Source organism: Pandoraea commovens (assembly GCF_024704525.1).
GTDB lineage: Bacteria > Pseudomonadota > Gammaproteobacteria > Burkholderiales > Burkholderiaceae > Pandoraea > Pandoraea commovens.
Genome location: NZ_CP102780.1, coordinates 3,206,059 through 3,222,888, shown reverse-complemented (window position 1 = coordinate 3,222,888; position 16,830 = coordinate 3,206,059). Strand labels below are relative to the sequence as shown.

Sequence of the window (16,830 nt, the reverse complement as noted above, 5' to 3'; positions counted from 1 at the left end):
GTCAGTGAGTGGATGATCGGTCCAGGGGCGTGCCCTTCGTTTCGGGCGAGATGGCGATCATCAGGAAGGAAAGCAGATTCAGCGAACCGCACACTGCGACGATGGCCCAGGGCGAACCGTTGAAGGCGCCCAGCAGCGCCACGGCAACGATGGGCATCGGTCCGCCCGTCAGCAGATTGGCCCCCGAGTACGACAGGGCAGAACCGGTGTAACGGGCTTCGGTCGGGAAGGACTCCGCGAACCACACGGGTTGAATGCCGCTCTGGAACTGCGTAAAACCGAGGAACGCGCCCATCACGATCATCGTCAGGGGCAGCGAGTTCTGACCCAAAATCGGGAAGTAGATCAGGCAGCAGACCAACGTGCAGAACGAACCGAGCAGCAGCGCGCGCTTGCGTCCGATCCGGTCGCTCAGATAGCCGCCTGCCAGCGCGCCTACGATGGCGCAGACGTTCGCCACCATCAACAGCATGAACCCCGTTTGCTTGGGCACGCCGAGTTGTTTGGTGAGATAGCTGAGCGAGAACACCACGATCAGATAGAACAGTGCAGCGGGTCCGCAGAAGAACAGCGTCAGACGCAGCGCCGTACGCCAGTGATGTTTGAAGACGATGCCGAGCGGGTTCGACACGCGGGTGCGCTGCCCGTTTTTCTTGAGCGCTTCGAACGCTGGCGTCTCGCTGACCTTGCGGCGAATGTAGATCCCCAGCAGCACCAGCACGAAGCTGGCGAGGAACGGCACGCGCCATCCCCACGATTCGAAGGCGTCCGGCGAGAGCAGACCGGCCAGCGCAAAGAGCGAGAAGTTGGCGAGGATCTGGCTCAGCGGCGAGCAGATGCCCAGCAAGCCGGAATACCACCCACGCCGCTCGGCGCTCGCGTGCTCCACGGCCATCAGTTGCGCGCCGGTCGATTCGCCACCAAGCGCGAAGCCCTGGATGATGCGCAGCGTCACGAGCAGCGTCGGTGCAATGATGCCGACCTGTGCGTACGTGGGCAGCAGCCCCATCAGAAACGACGAAGCGCCCATTACCGACACGGTAATCAGCATCAGCTTGCGACGTCCCCAGCGGTCGCCAAGCATGCCGCAGATCACTGCGCCGAGCGGGCGTGCGGCGAGTCCGGCCCAAAAGCTCGCGAGCGAGGCGAGCAGCGACGCCGTCGGATCGAGCGACGGGAAGAACAGCTTGGGAAAGATCGTGGCCGCGACCACACCGTAGAGTGCGAAGTCGAACCATTCGAGCGCGGTGCCGACCGTTGCCCCCGCGACCGCCCGACGCGCCATTAATTGGGCCTGCGTGGATTGTGCTTCCACGTTCAGGTCCGAATCCACCAAAGTTGACATGTTGTCTCCTGAGTTCTCGATATATTGAAACGTTCGTTTCTGGCGACGAACAAGTGCTATTGTTTGCGCGCACCGGAGAGGTCGTTCCAGACCGGAACTCCATTCCACATTATGGAAGATGACGTCGATGTCACTGAAAAACGGGCTGAGAATTCTCGATTTGCTGGCGTCGGAAGGTGAGGGCGCGGGCCTTGTCGCGATTGCCGAAGCGCTGTCACTGCCGCGCAGCACCTGTCACCGCGTGCTGACCGAGCTGGTCGAGAGCGGATACGTCAGGCAACTGGTCGATCACGGCCGTTACATCCTCACGATGCGCATGACGTCGAACGGGCTCGAATTTCTGAGTCTGACGGGCATCGCGGACATCGCGCAGCCGATCATCGAACGTCTCGCTGCGCAGACGGCCGGGCTGGTGCGTCTGTCGCTGGTCGACTGCGACGCCATCATCTGGGTGGGCCGCGCCGACGGTCAGCGAACGGGCTTTCGCTACGACCCGGACATGGGACATGCAGCGCAACTCTCCTGCACGTCCACGGGCCATGCGTGGCTCATGACGATGACCGACGAACAGGCGGCGTCGCTCGTGCTCAAGCAAGGCTTCGGACAACCGAACGAGTTCGGACCGAATGCGCCGACGACGCTCAAAGCATTGCTGGGTTTTCTGCACGCCGCGCGCGTGCGGGGTTACGCGATGATCGACGAAGTCTTCGCACCACGCATGGCGGCGGTGGCGGTGCCTGTCGTGAGCGGCTCGCGTTGCGTGGGGGTCATCAGTCTCGCAGCGCCCCGGGTGCGGCTCACGGCGAAGAAGATTCACGAGTTCTCCGGGCTGATGCTCGAAGCGGCCAACGAGCTGGCACAACTGAGCAACATGGCGGGCTTTCCGAGCCGTCCGCCGCTGGGTAAGGGATAAGCACTCACGCTGATGCGCTGTGAACGGGAATCGCGGCGATAATCGTGGGCTACCCAATGGAGTATCAGATGGACATGCGTAATCAGCGCGATGCAACGCACGCGGAACCAGAGGCGGCGAGCGTGAACATTCCGAGCGATTTCAGCAGGATCGATGTGCCCGCTCGTCTCAAAGCACAGTTGTTGTTCATGCGCGAAGTGGATGCGCTCAAAGAGACCTGGCGCAACACGTTGCTGATCACCGGAAAGCGTTTCGAGAACGATGCCGAGCACAGTTGGGAAATGGCATTGATGGCGACGGTGCTGGCCGAGTATGCGCCACAGGGCACGCAGATTGCCCGCGTCATGCTCATGCTGCTGATCCACGATCTGGTCGAGATCGATGCTGGCGACACCTATGCCTACGACGCCGTGGCCGCGCAGGATCAGCACGAACGCGAGCAGGCGGCGGCCGAGCGCATCTTCAATCTGTTGCCCGTGGATCAGGCGAAATCGTATCGCGCGCTGTGGGAGGAGTTCGAAGCGCGCGAGACGGTGGACGCCAAGTTCGCGCGCGCGATGGACCGGCTCCAGCCGCTGCTGCACAGCTATCACACGCACGGTCGCGTCTGGGCCGAGCGCTCGATCAAAGCATCGCAAGTGCGCAAGCTGATGCATGTGATCGGCGACGCGTCCCCCGCGCTCGGAGAACTCGCCCACCGGATGATCGCCGACGCTATCGACAGCGGCTTCCTCGAAGATCACTGACGTCTAACGGCGGATTCTAGCGGCAGATCTCCGCGATCTGTTCGCGCAGCCATCGATGCGCGGGGTCCACATCGCGTCGCGCATGCCAAGCCGCCTGAAACAGAAACGGCGGTACCGCAAACGGCGCGGCGAAGCGGCGCAACTGGCGGTCGTGGCGCAGATGCGCGACGGCCGTTTGCGCGACCGTCAGAATTAGATCCGTCCCCGCAATCAACTCCGGCGCGATGCTCCAGTGCGGCAGCGTGACGGCTACGCGCCGCGTGTGTCCCAGCTCCCCAAGTGCCTGATCGATCTCGTTGTCCGCCCCCGGACGCATCGCGACCAGCACATGCGGGCGCGCCAGCCATGCCGCCATAGTCAGACCACCGCGCGCAGGCAGCGTGGTGCGATCCGCCAGACAGATGAACGATTCTTCGAACAGCGTCTGCGTCTCCAATTCCCCCGGAAATTCGTGAAACACACCCAGCGCCAGATCGATTTCACCGTCGAGTAGCTGGGTGAGCATCGCTTCGCGGCTTGCTTGCGTTGCCGCAAGGTCGATGCCCGGTGCTTGCTCTCGCACGCGTCGCGTGAGTTGAGGCAGCGAGACGCGCGAGCCGTAATCGGAGAGCGCGATACGAAAGGTCCGCTTCGCCCGGCGTGGATCGAACGCCGGCGCGTGCAGCAACCCTTGCAACTGGTCGAGGGCGTCTTCAAGCGGACGTTGTAGTTCCAGCGCTCGCGAAGTCAATGCGAGGCCGCCGTCGCGTCGTACCAACAGCGGGTCATCGAAGATGCCGCGAAGTTGCGCCAGCGCGTGGCTTACTGCCGGTTGGCTGCGATGCAGCCGCAACGCTGCGCGCGACACATGGCGCTCCGCGAGCAAGGCGTGCAGCGTCAGCAACAGATTGAGGTCGATTCGACGCAGGTCATCCATGTAACGAATAGTTTATGTGACGAATTAGAATTTCCATTATTGAAATGGATGACTCATGCTGAAGGCAAGCGATTTTTACGAATAAAGAGGTCACTTCATGAATGCATCAATGACACCCCAAATCCCCGCGACAGTCTTGCTGCCGCTCGTCATCGCGATGCTGGCCGGTGCTGTTGTCCCGTTTCAGGCTGGCAGCAACGCAGCGCTTGGGCGCGCACTGGGTCATCCGCTGTGGGCGACGGTGGCGTCGTTGCTCGTGAGTCTTATCGTTGTGCTGCCCGTGCTGATCGGCATGCGCGCCGGGTTGCCGGACATTGGCGCCGCCGCGCGCGGGCCGTGGTGGCTGTGGATCGGCGGTATTGCGGGCGTGGCTTACATCACGGCGGCGCTGGTGCTCACGCCGCGTCTGGGGGCGGCGAACTTCATCGTCTGTGTGGTGGCGGGGCAGGTCGTCGCGTCGCTGATCATCGACCACTTCGGGCTGATGGGACTTGCCGCCAAGCCCGTCAATCTCGCGCGTATCGCAGGCGTGGCGCTCATTGTCCTGGGCATGCTCGTCGTGCAATGGGGAACGCGCGCGGCATCAACGGGGGCGACAGGGGCGGTCGCGGCGAAGTCCATCGTTTCCTGAGAGGGACGCAACCCGCATCGTCGTCACCCGTTCGGCATTGCGCTCAACGTCGATGTAATCAGGTGGCTTGATATATTTGGTGGATACGCAATTAGCGTTGTTAGGACCCCATTTTGGTGCGCTTTTCCACCAGTGGAACGCTTTGCCTGGCGGGCGTTTGCGGGGTGTCGCGCGAATTTGTCGCGGCAAGGCTCAAGTTTCGTGAAAAGCACTCGTTAAGTCTCGTCAGAGGTACCGAAAGCGGTACGCAGAGAGACAGTGACCTGCCGCGCGTGCCGGCGGCAGGGCGAAACCAAGACCCCCAGGACGAATCGCGCAACCACCGATGTTCAAGAATCTGAGTATCAGCAAACGGCTCGCCGCCGCCTTTTCCCTTAACGTTCTCATGCTGTTGGTCGTGGCGGTCGTCGCCGTGACGAAGATGGCGACGATGGACACGAACACGCAACTCATCGTGTCCGACCTGAACAACAAGATTCTCGAATTCCATAACCTGAAGGATCGCGCGGCCTATGTGGCTGTGCTGCTGCGCGACATTGCGATGTCCGAAGACGCTTCGCAGCTCGATACGCGCCTGAAGAAGATCGAGGAGCTGCGTCAGGCGAACCTGAAGAGCATCGAGGGCATGGCGACGATGTTCTACACGGAGAAAGGCAAGGCGCTCTATCAAACGCTCACGCAGGCCAGCGCGGAGTACGGCAAGCAACTCGACGTGTTCAAAACGCTCGTGCACAACGGCGACTACGCCGGTGCCAAGGCGCAACTGCTGGGCAGTCTCCAGAAGGCGCAACTGGCGTTCTTCTCGCCACTCGACGACCTGATGGGCGTTGGCAAGGCGGTGAGCGCGAAGGAAGCGGCCGACGCTAACGACGCCTATCTGTCCGCCCGCGTTTGGCTGTTCGCGACGTTATTGCTGTCGGTGACGTTGTCCGTGGTGGCGGGTATGGCGATTGCGCGTTCGGTGACGCGTCCGGTGCGTGCCGTCTCGGAAGGGGCTTCGGCGCTCGCCAACGGCGATCTGACGCATCGCGTGCAAGTGGCAAGCCGCGACGAAATCGGCGAGATGGCCAACGCGTTGGACACGGCCATCGCACAACTGAGTCATCTGGTGCGCAACATTCAGGGCGCATCGGGTGCCATCGACACCGCCGCGCGTGAGATCGCGCAGGGCAACACTGATTTGTCGCAGCGTACGGAAGAGCAAGCCGCCTCGCTTGAGGAGACGGCGGCGTCGATGGAAGAACTGACGTCGACCGTGCGTCAGAACGTCGAGCATGCCGTCGAAGCGAAGCGTCTGTCGCAGGAGGCGTCGGGCGTGGCGGATGCCGGGGCAAGCAGCGTGCGCGCCGTCGTAGAGACGATGCAGGCCATGGCCAGCGCCTCGGCACGTATGAGCGAGATGATCACTGCTATCGAAGGCATCGCCTTCCAGACCAACATTCTCGCGCTCAATGCGGCGGTGGAAGCTGCGCGTGCGGGCGAGCAAGGTCGCGGGTTCGCTGTCGTGGCGGGTGAAGTGCGTACGCTGGCGCAGCGCTCGGCGGGCACCGCCAAGGACATCCGCGAACTGATCGCGGCGTCGGTTCAGCAGGTGCAGGACGGCTCGTCGCGTGTGGAAGTCGCCGGTCGCACGATGGATCAGATCGTGGTGTCCGTGCGTCGTGTGAGCGAACTCATCACCGAAATCGCGGCGGCGAGCGATGAGCAGGCACGTGGCATCGAACAGGTCAATCAGGCCGTCGCGCAGATGGATCAGGTGACGCAGCAGAACGCAGCACTCGTCGAGGAGGCTGCGGCGGCGGCTGAGCATATGCGTCAGCAGGCCGCCGACCTCGTGAGCGAGACGTCGAAGTTCCGCGTGGACAGCGGCGTCGGTGCGCACGGTGACTTTGCGCACCATCCCGTGTCCATGACGCCGAGGCTCGCCGCACCCGACGACAGGCATCTGCGCGTCGTCGCCTGACGACGCGCCCATCGCCGTCTTCCCGTCAGGCGGCGTCGGCGATCGCGGCCCCTTGCGCTGCCTTCGCACCGAACGCAGTGTCGATGGCGGCGACCGCATCCACTAACTGCTGCGCAAGCGCCGGTGATGCACTCGTCATCGGCGCGCGCAGCACGTCTTCCAGCCAGCCTTCACGCGCGAGCCACGCCTTCACCGGACCGGGGTTCGCTTCGGCAAACAGCAACTTCACGACTGGCATGAGTGCATGAAAGAGCACGCGCGCGACGTCGAGTTGCTGCGCGCGTACGGCACGATAGAGCGCCGCGAAATGGGCCGGACGGCAATGCGACGACGCAATAATCGCGCCGTGGCCGCCCATCGTCAGTGTCGACAGTAGTTGATGATCTTCGCCCGCAAGGACGGACAGACGTCCATCGGCGATCAATGCCTGCGTCGTGTGCGCGTTGCCGCCGCAATCCTTGATGCCACGAATGTTGGCGTGACCGGCCAGCGTGAGCAATGTCTCTAACGTCAGCGTGGCCCCTGTGCGATACGGAATGTCGTAGAGCACCAGCGGCGCGGCCGAGCGGTCGGCCAGCGCATGGAACCAGTCGACGAGCCCCGCCTGCGACGGGCGGATGTAATACGGCGCGGGCGTCAGCACACCAGCGAGCGGCAATGCGTTCAGGGCGTCCATGCGCGTGAGCGTATGCCCGAGATGATTCCCCGCGAGACCGGCGATGACAGGCAGCCCGTCGGCTTCTGCCAATACGGTCTCAAGCACCGCGATTTGTTCGACATCCTCCAACGCGGCCGCTTCACCGGTCGTGCCACAGATCACGAAGCCCGCAATTCCCGAGTGACGGTAGTGCGCAACGATCCGCCGCAGTGCGGTGTGATCGACCGGCGCATGTGCGCCTTCGCGCTTGAAGGGCGTGATGAGCGGCAGCCAGATCCCACGAAAGCTGGACGATGCGTGAAGCGAAGTCGACTGAGCGGCGGCGATGGGCGATTGCGAGTCTTGCATGGTGTCTCCCTGATACGAATGCGATGAACGTGTGGTGACCTTGTACGGAAACCGTTCAGCAGGGCGACGCAAGATTTGACGCGTGGTGTTCGGGGCAGATTGGCCGGTGATGCGGGGCGGTACGGGTATTGCAGGCGCGCACTGGGCGCTGGGCGGGACTGCCGGTCCACGTGGCTATTCCGTCGCTCAACTGACGGAACAGCACGCTCCGGTCAGTTGAGCGACTGTTTTTTGCTTTTGACGAACGCACCTCGTTGTCCCGGAAGGGCAACGCGCAGAGCCTGCGAGCGGAGGTGGGCGGAATTCGTCATGCGGTGACTCTATACGCAATGCGCGGGTAACGTCAAGCACGTCAACATGAAACACCAGGTCCATGTCCACACTGTCACAGACAGGACGAACTTGCCACGAATGGAAAAAACGCCTCGGCGGTCGTCCACCCGACCGGGATTCGCGAGCGTCGTGGCTACGTCCGACGCATGGCATGCGACTTGCACAAGTATGGGTCCGGTGCCGGAATGGTTGAACAGGAGCCGTTGCTTCTGGACCGCTGGCGCTGCTCATCTGGAGAATCATCATGCAACGACGATACGCAACGCGCGATAACGAGCGGCAAATGCAAGGTGGCGGACAGCGCAGCCAATACCGTCGCGATTTCGACGAGGAGGCCATGCAGCGGGATTTCTCCGCGTACGACCAGGAAGACGAGTACGGCACGCGGCCGTCGCGCGAGCGTGGCGAACGAGAAGGACAAGGGGCATGGCAAGCCGACTGGAGCGAAGCAGGCCGTGCGCGCATCGACGATCCGCGCAATGAGCGTAACGAACGCCATGGCAACAGCGGCGATTCGCGCTACGGCTATTCCCGCGACACCTACGGCCGTTCGCAAGCCGGGCAAAACCGCGACGCCGATGGGGCACGCAGCGGTTCAGGTGGCGCAGGCGGCTATGGACGCAGCTATGGCCGGGATTACGGTCGCGATTACGAGGACGCCTTCATGGGCGAATACGGCGGCGACTACGGTGGCGATTTCAGTACCGACTATGGTCGCGATTACGGGCGTGACTATGACCGTGATTACGGCAGCCGTGTGTCGCAAGGCGGCGGACGTCGCCAGGGCGGCGGGCAGTCGATGCAGCGCGGGCCGCAAGGCTGGGATGGTCGGGAATCGCAGGCGCAGCAGCGGGGCTACGGCAACTATGGCAGCTATGGCAGCTATGGCAGCTACGGAAGTCAGGGCGGTCACGGTGGCGCCTCGATGGACATGCGTCATCGTCAGGGGCCGAAGGGCTACAGCCGTTCGGACGAACGCATTCGTGAGGATGTCTGCGAGCGCCTTTGCATGGCGCATGAGCTTGAAGTCCACGACGTCAGCGTGCAGGTGAAGGACGGTCGCGTCGACTTGCAGGGCAGCGTGCCGGAGCGCTGGATGAAGCACGCCATCGAAGACTGCGCTGAGCAGTGCTTCGGCGTGCAGGACGTCGAGAACCGCATTCGTACGCAATCGTCGCATGGCGACCACCCACACGGTGGCACCGGTTCGGGCACCTCGGCGTCGCAACGTACCTCGGGGCAGACGGGTACGGTCGGCACCCCCGGGGCGCAGACTGCGTCAAGCGCAGCAGGCTCGACCGGCTCGTCGTCGGGGACGTCCGGCTCGGGTAACGACGCAGGTAAGCACCACTAAGCAGGATCGCGGCCGCCACGTAGGTTGCACACAGGGGAGCGGCCGCTACTTCCGAGCGCTGTGGGGACATCAGTGCACTCAATGTCCGCCATACGTCGCCAGCCGGTTGTATAGCGTTTTCAGACTGACACCGAGTGAGCGTGCGGTGCGTGGCTTGTCGTTCTCATGATGAGCTAGAGATGCCGCGATGAAGTGATGTTGCGCGTCGGCAAGCGTCACGACACGCGGTAATTCGAGCGTGCCGTCATGGACGACGGGATCGGCGGGCGTGACGGTGTCGGTCGTCACATGCAGCACGTCGTCGGAAAGAATGAACGCACGTTCGATCACGTGATGCAGTTCGCGCACGTTACCCGGCCACGCATGCGCGCCGAGCGCACGCACCGACGTGGCCGACAGACGTTTCGACGTTCGCGCCCGCGCGTTGAGCGCGTCCACATGGGCATGCGCGAGCGTCGCGATGTCCCCGTCGCGATGGCGCAGTGCAGGTACATGCAAGACGAACGCGGCGAGCCGGTAGAGCAGGTCGTCGCGCAACGCGCCATTTCGCAGCGCCTCGGTAACGTTGTGACGCGTCGCCGCAATCACGCGAACATCCACAGGCACCGGCTGACTGCCGCCGACGCGGCACAATGTACCCGATTCGAGCGCCCGCAGGAGCTTCACCTGCATCGCTGGCGGCATATCGCCGATTTCGTCGAGGAACAACGTGCCGCCGTGCGCCGCTTCGAAGTAGCCGCGACGCTGGTCGACCGCACCCGTAAAGCTGCCACGCTCATGCCCGAACCACTGGGATTCGGCGAGGTCTGCGGGCATCGCGCCGCACGGCACGGCAACGAACGGCCCGTCGCGACGATCGCTCGCGGCATGCAGCGCACGCGCAGCAAGCTCTTTTCCGCTGCCGCTTTCGCCAAGTATCAGGACACTGACGGACGTTCGCGAAACACGCTCGATCTGCGCGCGCAAAGCGCGAATCGCTGACGAATTGCCGAGCAGCGAAACGACGGGAATGTCGGGCTGAGGTGTCATGCCGTTGTGACGCGAAGTGCGCCGCGAATATCCCGTCCGATCCGAAATTCGACATTGAAATTTTGTAGTCGATGCGCGTATCGCATAGGAAGTTTCGATGACATCGCGCCGAACGGCATCGCAGATTACGTAGTCGAACAGAGCATCTGCGGTACCCCGGAGGAGTTCATGTCAGTCCTTTCTGACGCGTCACGTCATGCTGCCGACCGGTCGCCCATTTTGTTGGTCGGCGCGGATACGGCGACACGCGATGCGTTGTCCGACCTGTGTCGCGCCGTCTGCCCGCCGACGTTTCCACCGCCCGCATGGGCCGGTACGCTGGCCGAAGCCGATGCGTGTCTCTCGCATCTCTCGGATGCACCGCCTTCGCTCGTGATGACCGACGTCGACATGCCGGACGGTTCCGGTTTCGACGTGCTCGACGGCTGGGCAAATCACCGAAGCCTGGATGTGGTGATGTGCACGGCGCGTCCCGGCTGGGAGAGCGCCGTGCAGGCGCTGCGCAGGGGCGCAAGCGACTATCTCGTGCTGCCGGGGGACCGACAGCGCGCGGGCGCGTGGATCGCGAAGGCGTCGGAGAGCGCGGTTGCGAACGAGGCAATCTGGGGTGCTGCGGCGTCGTCGGTCGTCGGCGCGTCGACCACCGAAGCATTTGCCGCATTGTTGGGCAAGTCTGTGGCGATGCAGCGTGTCTTCGATGCGCTCTCTCGCGTTGCACCTACCGATGCCGCTGTGCTGCTCACCGGAGAATCAGGCACCGGCAAGGAACTGGCGGCACGTGCAGTGCACGATCTCAGCGAACGCCGGGATGGGCCTTTCCTTGCTGTGAACTGTGGCGCCATTGCACCGAACCTCGTCGAGAGCGAAGTCTTCGGTCACGACCGTGGCAGCTTCACGGGGGCCGAGCGCCGACATCGCGGCTTCTTCGAACGCGCCCACGGCGGCACGCTGTTTCTGGACGAAGTGGCCGAAATGCCGGTCGCGTCGCAAGTCAATCTGTTGCGCGTACTGGAGACCGGCAGGCTTATGCGTCTGGGGGGCTCGGAAGAAATTGCGGTGGACGTGCGCATCGTCGCCGCCACCAATGTGTCGCCCGAGGCTGCCATGCGTGCGGGCAAGCTTCGTCCGGACCTCTATCATCGGCTGAACGTGTTTCCCGTCACCATGCCCCCGTTGCGCGAGCGTGAGGACGACGTGACGTTGCTCGCACAAGCGATGTTGAGCGAGGCCAATGCCCGCGATGGCCGCGCAATGCGATTCGCGCCGCACGTGTTGACGGCGTTGCGCCGTCACGACTGGCCGGGCAATGTGCGCGAGTTGCGCAACTTCATTCAGCGCGTTCGCATTCTGAGCGCGACGTCCGTTATCGATTCTCTGCCGCCGCCGATCTTTGACGAACTCGCCCGCTATCCGGTGCGCGACGACCGTACGACGATTGCGCTCGACGCGCCGCTGGCCGACCTCGACCGTCAGGTCATTCTCGGCGCGCTTTCGCAGTGCGGCGGTGTCAAGGCACAAGCCGCCAGACAGCTCGGCATCAGTCTGAAAACGCTGTATGCGCGGCTGGCGCAGATGCAAGCATAGACATCTCACAACAATGCCGGGAGGACATATGTATTCACGAATGACAAAAGTGCATGGCGCTTGTGTGCTAAGCGCGGCGCTCATGGCGAGTCCGTTCGCCATCGCGCAGGAACTGCCGAAGGGCGAACCGGGGCAGGGCGGCGGCACCGATCAGGCGTCGCCCACGGCGGGCGTCGAAGTGACGCAGGCGACCCCGAAGGCCACGCGCACGGCACAGCCCAGCGCGGGCATCGACGTGGAATTTGTCGACAAGGCCCAAAAGGCGGGTAAGGCGGAAGTGCAGGCGAGTCAGGTGGCGGTGCAACGCTCCAGCAACCCCGCCGTTAAGCGCTTCGCTCAGCAGATGGTGAAGGATCACAGCAAGGCGAACGAAGCGCTGCGTCAGTTGGGCGCGCAGAAGGGCGTGAGCGTGCCGAACGACGCCGCCGTCGATCCGGATATCGAAGCGCTCAAGAGCAAGAAGGGGCGCGAGTTCGATGTGGCCTACATGGCGCTCGCCGGTCCCGAGGCGCATGAGAAAGCCGTCACGCTCTTTCAGACGGAGTCAGAGAAGGGGCAGGACCCCGATCTGAAGGCCTTCGCCACGAAGACGTTGCCGACGCTTCGTCATCACCTGAGCGAAGCCCGGGAGGTGTCGGCCAAGGTCGAAATGGGGAAGTAAGTGCCCGGCGCGAGCTCAGGCCACGGATCGGCATCGCCGGCACCCCCGACACTACTGCGCGAAGGGCGGAACTGCTGGCGCATCGCGCCGGCGGCACGCATGCGCATGCTGGTGGATGGCGAGCAGTACTTCAGTGCGCTGCGTGAAGCGCTGCTGGCCGCACGCCACACCGTGTTCATTCTCGGGTGGGACATCGACAGCCGGATGCTACTCACCCCCAATGGACCGGACGACGGATTTCCGCCGGGACTACGTGACTTCCTCGACGCGCTCGTGCGCCGCCGCAAGACGCTGCGCATCTATTGCCTCAGTTGGGATTTCGCGATGCTCTACGCGTTGGAGCGCGAGTGGTTGCCGTCGGTCAAGCTCGACTGGAAGACGCATCGGCGGCTGAGCTTTCGGCTTGACGGCCGCCATCCGACGGCGGCGTCTCATCACCAGAAGGTCGTAGTGATCGACCAGCGCGTGGCGTTCGTGGGTGGCCTCGATCTCACGCGCAATCGCTGGGATACAACGGCACATGCCCCCAATGACCCCGGCCGCAAGGATCCGTCAGGGCACGCCTATCCACCGTTTCACGACGTCCAGGCGATGGTTGACGGTCAGGCGGCGCACGCACTGGCGGAACTGGCCGAGGATCGGTGGCATCGCGCGACGGGCATGCACGTCGACCTGCGTCTGCGCACCCCACGCGACGCCCCTTACGCGCCGCTCGACCCGTGGCCGGTATCGGTCGCCCCCGACCTGACGGATGTCGACGTTGCCATATCGCGCACGGCACCGGCGTTCGAGGGCCGGCCGGCGGTGCAGGAGATCCAGTCGCTCTACCTCGATGCCATTGCCAGCGCGCGTCATCGTCTCTATTTCGAGAACCAGTACTTCACCGCAAAGTGCATCGGCGACGCGTTGATCGAGCGCCTTGCGTCGCCCGACTGTCCGGATGTAGCCGTCGTCTCACGTCGCGCAGAAACGGGCTGGTTGCAGGAGCAGAGCATGGGCGTGCTGCGTGCACGGCTCTACCGACGCTTGCGCGAAGCGGATCCGCAGTCGCGCTTTCGTCTCTACTGTCCTGAAGTGCCTGGCATCGCCCCGGCGTGCGTGAACGTCCACAGCAAAGTGATGGTCGTCGACGACGCGTTGCTCGTGATCGGATCGGCCAACCTCAACAACCGATCGATGGCGCTCGACACCGAGTGCAATCTGTCCGTCGCCGCCAATGGCGATGCGCGTATCGCGGCGGGTATTGCGCGGGCACGCAACCGTCTGCTCGCCGAGCATCTCGACGTGCCGGAGGCGGCAATGGCGTCGGCGTTGTTGCGAGACGAAGGGCTGCACGAGGCCATCGACGAACTGCATCGCGACGGTGAGCGAACGTTGTCCGCGTTCACGCCCGCGCTGAAGGACGCTGACGACGCAGCCTCGCCCGGTGCGGTCGTGCTCGACCCGATGGAGCCGATTGACTTCGAGAACGTGATGGGGACGTTCATCGAGACCGAGGCGCGACCACTTCTTGCCGGGCGCATCGTCGCGCTCGTCCTACTGTTGCTGGGGCTTGCCGGACTGGCATTGGCGTGGCGTTACACGCCGTTGCGTGAGTGGGCCGATCTGCCGCGCGTGTTGCGTGTCGTCGAGCGCATTCGCCTTCTGTCGTTCGCGCCGCTCGTGATCATGGCGGTGTACCTGCTGGGCACGCTGGTCATGGTGCCGGTGACAGTGCTGATCATCGTGACGGTGGTCGTGTTCGGGCCGTTCGCGGGCGCGGCGTATGCGCTCGCAGGAACGTCGCTCGGCGCGGCGGCCGGGTATGGTGTCGGCCGGACACTGGGACGCGACGCGGTGCAGCGCTTCGGCGGTGAGCGGCTGAACGCGTTGAGCCGTCAGATCGGCAATCACGGCTTGCTGGCGATGGTCGTGTTGCGTCTGATGCCCATTGCGCCATTCACGCTTGTGAACCTTGTCGTGGGCGCGTCGCGCATCCGGCTGCGGGATTGTCTGCTGGGTACCGTCATCGGCATGTTGCCGGGCATTCTGATCGCGGCCGCGCTGGTGGATCGCGTGGCGGCGCTGGCACAACGTCCCAACGGCTGGACGGCTGCACTGCTGGCCGCCGTGCTCGTGTTGCCGGGCATGGGCGTGGTGGCGCTGCGGCGACGTATCGGGGGGATGCGGGGCATGGGCGGCGAGACGTCGGAAGATGACCGTGCGCCACGGCGCTTGGGCGATGACGAGATTGTGCGTCCGGCGTTCCAGGATGTCTCGTCGCTGCGCGTTGAAACCCTTAGCCGCGAGATGAGTGTGGCGAGCTACAACGTGCACGGATGTGTCGGCACGGACCGCGTTCACTCGCCGGACCGCATCGCGCAGGTACTCGACGAGATCGACGCGGACATCGTCGCGTTGCAGGAGATCGAAGCCAGTGCGACGGACGTCGGCACGTTAGCCCGGCTGGCCGCCGCGCGAGACATGCATTTCATTCCGGGACCGACGCTGCGGCGCGGCGCACAGGATTACGGCAACGCCATCATGACGCGCTTCGCGCCGGTGGCCGTACGACACATCGATCTGAGCGTGGCAGGACGCGAGCCGCGCGCTGCCATCGACGCAACGCTTGCGTGGGAAGACGCATACGGACGGGAAACGCAACTGCGCGTGATCGCGACGCATCTCGGCCTGAGGCCTGGCGAGCGGCGCGAGCAGGTGCAACGTCTGCTGGAATGTTTGGCAAATCAGCCGGGGGCGGCGACGGTGCTGATGGGGGATGTGAACGAGTGGTGTCTGTGGGGGCGGCCGCTGCGATGGCTGCATCGCTTCTTCGAACGTGCGCCGCATGTGGCGACCTTCCCGTCACGCTGGCCCATACTCGCCCTCGACCGCATCTGGACGTCACCGCGCGCGCATCTCGGCACCGTGCGCAGCCATGCGACGCCGCTCGCGCGACGCGCGTCCGACCATCTACCGTTGGTGTCGGTGTTGCGCATCACCGTCCCGGTGCCGCAGCGCGCCAGTGCACGCCGCGACCCCGAGACAGCGACACAAGCCGTGGCCGCTGTGGCGGGCGGCCGCTGACTCGACCGGCTTCAGCCCGCTGCCGCGCGATCGAGCGTGGCGATATCGATCTTGTGCATGGTCATCATGGCTTCCATCGCACGGCGCGCTTTGGCGACGTCGGGATCGGCCATGAGATCGAGCAGTCGCTTCGGGGTGATCTGCCACGAGAAGCCCCAGCGGTCCTTGCACCAGCCGCAGGCCGATTCGGCGCCGCCGTTGCCGATGATGGCGTTCCAGTAGCGGTCGGTCTCTTCCTGATCCTTCGTGACGACCATGAAGCTGATCGCCTCGTTCGGCTTGAACTCCGGGCCACCGTTCAGGCCGACGAACGGCTGACCCAGCACGGTGAACTCGACCGTCAGTTCCTGCCCGGCGCCAATGCCCGGAATGGGCGAGACATGGCGCGCCTGAACGTGACTGTCGGGAAAGGTGGCGGCGTAGAATTCGGCGGCCTGGCGGGCCTCGCCGTTGAACCAAACACATGTGACGAGCTTCGTCATGAACGTCTCCTGTCGTGAGTCGCCGACGCGAAGAAGGCGAAGGCGAGTCAGGTTACTACACCGGTTCGTTGTGGAAGCCGGGCATCCCACGGCCGGTGTAGAGCGACGGTGCTGCGCGTGAGTACGCCGCCGCCAGTTGGAAGGCCGAGAGGTCGTCGAGCGTATTGGCCACGATCTGCAGTATCGGTACGTTGCCCGGACCGATACCGGCAGGCGCAGAGACCACCGGATACAGGCCCAGGAAATCAGGGAATTTAATTCGTATTCCGATGTAATGAAGAGAATAAAAATATCTGATGAATTTTCGCGGCCATCGGGTCGAAAACAATCGGCGGATCGATAGTCGATTCGTGGCCTCCGTCGCCCGGAAAGCCCCGTCGCGCGGGCGCCACGGGGCTGTTTTGCCGGTTGCTTATTTGAAAAGTCCAAGTGACAATCACCGAAACCCGGACAGTCAAAAATATCGGGGGGAAGAATGGCGGGCAATAACGAATAAGAATCGGGACAAGATGGCAGCCAAAGTGGTGAAGTATTCGCGCGACGGGGTAATTTATTACGAAATTCGAGGCGCTTTACCGGACGGCACGCGATACGTCGACCGGGTGGGCTTCAGCGAACGGGAGTTGGGATTCCGTCATCTGGTGGCGGCGAGAATCAAGCTGCTGCGTACCGAGTACGTGGCGGCATGCAGCAAGGTGCGGGAGGAATGCGCGGCGGATGTCGTCACACCGCGTTGGGTCAAGCAATTGATTTTTTAAGCGAAATCGGTCGGAGTGGCTGGTCGGTCCTGGCAACGGCCGT

The 16,830-nt window shown here is 63.7% G+C and carries 15 protein-coding genes and 1 pseudogene; 10 read left to right on the top strand and 6 right to left on the bottom strand.

All coding sequences use genetic code 11. The features are described from left to right. Position 1: 1 nt before the first annotated feature. On the bottom strand, positions 2-1,345 hold the full coding sequence (locus NTU39_RS14805; RefSeq protein WP_373275311.1) for an MFS transporter: 1,344 nt from the start codon (positions 1,343-1,345) through the stop codon (positions 2-4). A 127-nt stretch (positions 1,346-1,472) separates the two neighbouring features. Here NTU39_RS14805 and NTU39_RS14800 point away from each other — a divergent pair, with 127 nt between their 5' ends. Both NTU39_RS14800 and NTU39_RS14795 read left to right on the top strand, forming a co-directional pair. Further along, positions 1,473-2,258 carry an IclR family transcriptional regulator gene (locus tag NTU39_RS14800; RefSeq protein ID WP_039398139.1) on the top strand — a complete coding sequence of 262 codons (786 nt, stop codon included), beginning with the start codon at positions 1,473-1,475 and terminating at the stop codon, positions 2,256-2,258. Positions 2,259-2,326: 68 nt separating this feature from the next. Then, positions 2,327-3,004 (top strand): HD domain-containing protein, encoded by a 678-nt coding sequence (locus tag NTU39_RS14795; protein WP_257957946.1) that lies wholly within the window; start codon positions 2,327-2,329, stop codon positions 3,002-3,004. 16 nt (positions 3,005-3,020) lie between these two features. Here NTU39_RS14795 and NTU39_RS14790 read toward each other — a convergent pair whose 3' ends face one another. Next, positions 3,021-3,920, bottom strand: coding sequence for a LysR family transcriptional regulator (locus NTU39_RS14790; protein ID WP_150662851.1), 900 nt, complete (start codon positions 3,918-3,920; stop codon positions 3,021-3,023). A gap of 109 nt (positions 3,921-4,029) precedes the next feature. On the opposite strand from NTU39_RS14790, the gene NTU39_RS14785 reads away from it, so the two are divergent. Together NTU39_RS14785 and NTU39_RS14780 are read left to right on the top strand one after the other, a co-directional pair. Further along, complete coding sequence (locus NTU39_RS14785) at positions 4,030-4,551, top strand: DMT family transporter (RefSeq protein ID WP_217426124.1); 522 nt, start codon at positions 4,030-4,032, stop codon at positions 4,549-4,551. A gap of 325 nt (positions 4,552-4,876) precedes the next feature. After that, on the top strand, positions 4,877-6,514 hold the full coding sequence (locus tag NTU39_RS14780; protein ID WP_257957945.1) for a methyl-accepting chemotaxis protein: 1,638 nt from the start codon (positions 4,877-4,879) through the stop codon (positions 6,512-6,514). A gap of 25 nt (positions 6,515-6,539) precedes the next feature. On the opposite strand, the gene dapA is transcribed toward NTU39_RS14780, so the two are convergent. Beyond that, positions 6,540-7,520: a 4-hydroxy-tetrahydrodipicolinate synthase gene (gene dapA, locus NTU39_RS14775; RefSeq protein WP_257957944.1), complete on the bottom strand. Its 981-nt coding sequence runs from the start codon at positions 7,518-7,520 to the stop codon at positions 6,540-6,542. A 577-nt stretch (positions 7,521-8,097) separates the two neighbouring features. Here dapA and NTU39_RS14770 point away from each other — a divergent pair. Then, positions 8,098-9,207 carry a BON domain-containing protein gene (locus tag NTU39_RS14770; RefSeq protein ID WP_257957943.1) on the top strand — a complete coding sequence of 370 codons (1,110 nt, stop codon included), beginning with the start codon at positions 8,098-8,100 and terminating at the stop codon, positions 9,205-9,207. A 78-nt stretch (positions 9,208-9,285) separates the two neighbouring features. Here NTU39_RS14770 and NTU39_RS14765 read toward each other — a convergent pair whose 3' ends face one another. Beyond that, a complete protein-coding gene (locus tag NTU39_RS14765) occupies positions 9,286-10,236 on the bottom strand; it encodes a sigma-54 interaction domain-containing protein (protein ID WP_150662801.1) in 951 nt (316 codons plus the stop codon). Positions 10,237-10,404: 168 nt separating this feature from the next. Here NTU39_RS14765 and NTU39_RS14760 point away from each other — a divergent pair, with 168 nt between their 5' ends. The 4 genes and pseudogenes from NTU39_RS14760 (at position 10,405) to NTU39_RS27010 (ending at position 15,547) form a co-directional block, all read left to right on the top strand. Continuing rightward, positions 10,405-11,820: a sigma-54-dependent transcriptional regulator gene (locus NTU39_RS14760; protein ID WP_257957942.1), complete on the top strand. Its 1,416-nt coding sequence runs from the start codon at positions 10,405-10,407 to the stop codon at positions 11,818-11,820. 40 nt (positions 11,821-11,860) lie between these two features. Beyond that, positions 11,861-12,481, top strand: a complete 621-nt coding sequence (locus NTU39_RS14755; protein ID WP_246184399.1) for a DUF4142 domain-containing protein — start codon at positions 11,861-11,863, stop codon at positions 12,479-12,481. A gap of 54 nt (positions 12,482-12,535) precedes the next feature. Then, positions 12,536-14,653: pseudogene (locus tag NTU39_RS14750) on the top strand (VTT domain-containing protein); the annotation flags it as partial. Further along, positions 14,645-15,547, top strand: coding sequence for an endonuclease/exonuclease/phosphatase family protein (locus NTU39_RS27010; RefSeq protein WP_444511833.1), 903 nt, complete (start codon positions 14,645-14,647; stop codon positions 15,545-15,547). The pseudogene NTU39_RS14750 and the gene NTU39_RS27010, both read left to right, overlap by 9 nt. 11 nt (positions 15,548-15,558) lie before the next feature. Here NTU39_RS27010 and NTU39_RS14745 read toward each other — a convergent pair whose 3' ends face one another. Both NTU39_RS14745 and NTU39_RS14740 read right to left on the bottom strand, forming a co-directional pair. Then, positions 15,559-16,029 carry a VOC family protein gene (locus NTU39_RS14745; RefSeq protein WP_039398153.1) on the bottom strand — a complete coding sequence of 157 codons (471 nt, stop codon included), beginning with the start codon at positions 16,027-16,029 and terminating at the stop codon, positions 15,559-15,561. Positions 16,030-16,084: 55 nt separating this feature from the next. Further along, positions 16,085-16,255: a hypothetical protein gene (locus tag NTU39_RS14740; RefSeq protein WP_257957940.1), complete on the bottom strand. Its 171-nt coding sequence runs from the start codon at positions 16,253-16,255 to the stop codon at positions 16,085-16,087. A gap of 70 nt (positions 16,256-16,325) precedes the next feature. Between NTU39_RS14740 and NTU39_RS14735 the strand changes: the two genes are divergently transcribed. Then, positions 16,326-16,787, top strand: coding sequence for a hypothetical protein (locus tag NTU39_RS14735; protein ID WP_257957939.1), 462 nt, complete (start codon positions 16,326-16,328; stop codon positions 16,785-16,787). The last annotated feature ends 43 nt before the right edge of the window (positions 16,788-16,830 follow it).